The sequence below is a fragment of the Symbiopectobacterium sp. genome, from assembly GCF_051710365.1.
GTDB lineage: Bacteria > Pseudomonadota > Gammaproteobacteria > Enterobacterales > Enterobacteriaceae > Symbiopectobacterium.
In genome coordinates, this window is sequence record NZ_JBPETA010000245.1 from 1 (window position 1) to 3838 (window position 3838).

Annotated in this window: 2 protein-coding genes and 1 pseudogene; 1 reads left to right on the forward strand and 2 read right to left on the reverse strand. The window is 50.4% G+C overall.

Annotated elements, in window-relative coordinates:
* Positions 1-221: 221 nt before the first annotated feature.
* Positions 222-1562 carry an anaerobic C4-dicarboxylate transporter gene (locus tag ACTBDZ_RS15875; RefSeq protein ID WP_438816029.1) on the forward strand — a complete coding sequence of 447 codons (1341 nt, stop codon included), beginning with the start codon at positions 222-224 and terminating at the stop codon, positions 1560-1562.
* Between the two features lie 63 nt (positions 1563-1625).
* Here the strand turns inward: ACTBDZ_RS15875 and gltP are convergent, their stop codons facing one another.
* Together gltP and cbl are read right to left on the reverse strand one after the other, a co-directional pair.
* A complete protein-coding gene (gltP, locus tag ACTBDZ_RS15880) occupies positions 1626-2945 on the reverse strand; it encodes a glutamate/aspartate:proton symporter GltP (RefSeq protein WP_438816030.1) in 1320 nt (439 codons plus the stop codon).
* 634 nt (positions 2946-3579) lie between these two features.
* Positions 3580-3714, reverse strand: a pseudogene (cbl, locus tag ACTBDZ_RS15885) (HTH-type transcriptional regulator Cbl); the annotation flags it as partial.
* Positions 3715-3838: the final 124 nt, after the last annotated feature.

The window sequence follows — 3838 nt, forward strand, 5'->3', positions numbered from 1 at the left end:
AGGTTACGGATGGTAACGTGGGGAGTACTCATGCTGATTGGTCTGCAAAAAGCAGTAATAAATTCAGAACTTCAGAATACCGTCAAGTCCCGAAAAAAGAAAAATCAGGTGCGGAATGACGGATCCAATAATCCAATAATCCAATAATCCCTATATTACCCACGACGACAGTAAGCCAACTTAATTAATTTATCTCGTCAATATTGAGCAATGGGGTACCTATGGATTTTATCATTCAATTAGTGATCGTTCTGATCTGCCTTTTTTACGGGGCAAGAAAAGGCGGTATAGCACTCGGCCTGCTCGGCGGTATCGGGCTGGTTATCCTGGTCTTTGTGTTTAAACTCAAACCCGGCACGCCGCCCGTCGACGTTATGCTGGTGATTATCGCGGTGGTTGCTGCTTCCGCCACCCTCCAGGCCTCTGGTGGGTTGGATGTGATGCTGCAAATCGCAGAACGTCTGCTGCGCCGTAACCCGAAATACGTTTCTATCATCGCACCGTTTGTCACCTGTATCCTGACCATTCTTTGCGGTACCGGCCATGTGGTGTATACCATCCTGCCGATTATTTATGATGTCGCCATCAAAAATAATATCCGTCCGGAACGCCCCATGGCAGCCAGTTCGATCGGCGCACAAATGGGGATTATCGCCAGCCCGGTTTCCGTGGCGGTGGTTTCGTTAGTTGCCATGCTGAGGAATTTTACTTTTAACGGTCGCCATCTGGAATTTCTCGATCTGCTGGCCATTACCATTCCGTCAACGCTGTTAGGTATTCTGGCAATTGGTATTTTCAGTTGGTTCCGCGGTAAAGATCTGGATAAAGATGAAGACTTCCAGAAATTCATCTCCGTGCCAGAAAACAAGCATTACGTTTACGGTGATACCGCTACGCTGCTGGATAAAAAACTGCCCAAGAGCAACTGGGTTGCCATGTGGATCTTCCTGGCAGCCATTGCTGCGGTAGCGATTCTCGGTGCCGATGCCGACTTGCGCCCAAGCTTTGGCGGCAAACCGCTTTCCATGGTGCTGGTCATCCAGATGTTCATGCTGTTTGCGGGTGCAGTGATTATCATTGCCACTAAAACCAACCCGGCCAATATCTCCAAAAACGAGGTCTTCCGCTCTGGGATGATCGCTATCGTTGCGGTGTATGGGATTGCCTGGATGGCAGAGACCATGTTCGGTGCGCACCTGGATCAAATCAAAGCCACGCTGGGCACGCTGGTGAAAGAGTACCCGTGGGCTTATGCCTTGATCTTGCTGCTGGTGTCGAAGTTTGTTAACTCGCAGGCGGCTGCACTGGCAGCGATCGTGCCGGTAGCGTTAGCCATCGGTGTGGATCCGGCGTATATCGTCGCCTCAGCGCCTGCTTGCTATGGCTACTATATTCTGCCAACCTACCCAAGCGATCTGGCTGCCATCCAGTTTGACCGTTCCGGTACCACCAAGATTGGCCGCTTCGTTATCAACCACAGCTTTATTCTGCCGGGGTTGATTGGCGTATCCACATCCTGTGTGTTTGGCTGGGTATTTGCCGCCATGTACGGCTTCCTCTGATTCTTGCCACAAAAAACCGCCCGGTTCTCGGGCGGTTTTTTCATTGTCTTTCCAACGCGTTAATCAAACCTTGCTCTGTATCAGTCGTGAGTCAGTCCCCTTGATTTCACGCTCGTAGGCACGGGCTTTCTCTTCATCAAACTGCCCTTCCCACTTCGCAACGACCAGTACGGCAAGCGCGTTGCCCACTACGTTCAGCACCGTGCGCGCCATGTCCATGATGCGATCCACACCGGCAATAAAGGCCAACCCCTCAAGCGGAATGCCCACGCTGCCCAAGGTTGCCAACAGCACCACAAACGAGACGCCCGGCACCCCGGCAATCCCTTTGGAGGTCAGCATCAGGGTTAACACCAGCACAATCTCCTGCCACAGAGACAGATCGATGCCATAGAGTTGGGCAATGAAAATGGCGGCGATACTTTGGTACAGCGTGGAGCCATCCAGGTTAAACGAGTAACCCGTCGGCACCACAAAACTGGTGATCGATTTTGGCGCGCCGTAGGCTTCCATCTTTTCAATGATGCGCGGCAACACGGTTTCTGAACTGGCGGTGGAGTAGGCCAGGATCAGTTCATCTCTCAAAATACGGATCAGCATAGTGACACGCAGACGGCACAAGCGTGCCACCACACCCAATACCACCAGCGCGAAGAACAGAATGGCGACATACACCAGAATCACCAGTTTGGCGAGCGGCCAAAGCGAAGCAAAACCGAAGTTGGCTACCGTCACCGAAATCAACGCAAACACCCCAACCGGCGCGTAACGCATGATCATGTGCGTGACTTTAAACATGGTTTCCGATACGCCGCGAAACACATTCAACAACGGATCGCGGTGCGCTTTGGGCAGCGACGACAAGCCCAGCCCAAACATGACGGAAAAGAAGATAATCGGCAATATATCGCCATTGGCAATCGCCGCAAAAATGTTGGGGGGGATGAGCGACAACACGGTCACCACCAAACTGTGCGACCCACTCTGCACCTGTTCGGTGGTCTTTTGGTACTGAGAGATGTCCATCGTGGTCAATGATGACATATCAATACCGTGACCGGGTTGGAACAGGTTTGCCAGCGTAATGCCAAGAATAATGGCGAAGGTGGTGATCACCTCAAAATAGACAATAGTCTTAAGACCAATACGCCCCAGCTTCTTGGCATCCCCAACCCCGGCGATGCCCACGATCAGCGTGGCGATCACAATCGGCACCACGATCATTTTGATTAGCCGGATAAAAATATCACCGGCGGGACTCAAAATGTTACTGATAAGCCACTGGCGCTCATCGGGGCTTTCATGCAGTACGGCACCAACAAGGATGCCAAGGAACAACGCAATAAGGATTTGCCAGGCTAGGCTGATTTTGATTGATTTCATAGTGAATTCCATTGCAAGACCACCCGGTGCCGCGAACGTACGGCCACAGCGCCTCTTTTCCGGTTGAACGGCGCACAAGGGTGGCTGAGATAAAATGCGACCAATGTGAATGCTGATGCAGTACATCTTGATAACCCTTGGTACGGCGCACACGTTTGAATACGGCCCGTAATAGTGCTGAATGGATTTACAAGTGACTGTATCTGAAAGCAAAACATCAGACATACGTTATTGTTATGGCCAGGGATACTACTATCCCATTTCCGTGATATCAAGCATGCAAACAGCGTCAAAAGTCACAGTTATGTCAGAAAAATGTGATAAAACACTGAAAATAGCGTGAAAAAAGCAGTTATTCACCACGCTAAAGAAAAGATAAAGAAGATATGTCAGACTGAGGTAAATGCAGCAGCAGGATGCATAACGGCAACGAATAGCGATTCACTTGATCGATATCAAGCAAACCGCTTGTGTGAGGATCCGCGGGTTAAGAGCCTATCCCAGTAGGCGTCATTGGCGCAGCCAGTTTGGCCACGTACGGCGCGCAGAAACCGGAGCGTACACGGAGTACGTGAGGATTTCGAGCACTGCCCGGTGCTAAAATGGTAAGTAAAATAGCCTAATGGAATAGGCGCTAAATCTGGTAGTCGATAACCGAATCTGCGTTATCCGAAAAGACTTTATCCTTGATCTCATCCAGCGAGAGTTCGCTGTTGCACAGTTGCAAGAATTTCCAGGCATAGTTGCGCTGTAGCTGGCTTTTCTTCAGCCGTCATTCCGCACCTACTTTAAGAATAAATTCGACGGTATCGCTCGCCGAGAACATCAACGATGGTCTTGTGAACAGAATTGAGGTTGGATACTTGTGGTGGTCTGTCACCAATACTGAACTC

Coding starts and splice junctions, on each gene's coding strand:
- gltP (WP_438816030.1), bottom strand. CDS start 2,945: ATGAAATCAATCAAAATCAGCCTAGCCTGGCAAATCCTTATTGCGTTG.
- ACTBDZ_RS15875 (WP_438816029.1), top strand. CDS start 222: ATGGATTTTATCATTCAATTAGTGATCGTTCTGATCTGCCTTTTTTAC.